Annotated in this window: 1 pseudogene; it reads right to left on the reverse strand. The window is 35.9% G+C overall.

Annotation, left to right across the window (positions count from 1 at the left end):
- Positions 1–281: pseudogene (locus BN338_RS10310) on the reverse strand (hypothetical protein); the annotation flags it as partial.

The raw sequence follows: 281 nt of genomic DNA on the forward strand, positions 1-281 counted from the left end.
CGTGTAATGCCATCAATACTTCTAAATTTTTCAATTATCGTGAGCTTTTCTTCTCTATTGAGATAGTCTCCAATATCACGGAAATATATTTTACCATGTTGTTTAGATTCTGGATTTTTTACGAGAATAGAGATAGCTATGGGTGCAGCGTGATCCAGAACCAAAAATCTTACCACCTTCTTTTCGAGAAAGTTCTCCAGAAGTTCTTTGATTTCCCCGTAAATGGAAAATATAAAGGCTGCTAAATTCTTCAACAAGGCACTTGCGTAAACCATCCATAG

It is taken from the genome of Bartonella queenslandensis AUST/NH15, from assembly GCF_000312585.1.
GTDB lineage: Bacteria > Pseudomonadota > Alphaproteobacteria > Rhizobiales > Rhizobiaceae > Bartonella > Bartonella queenslandensis_A.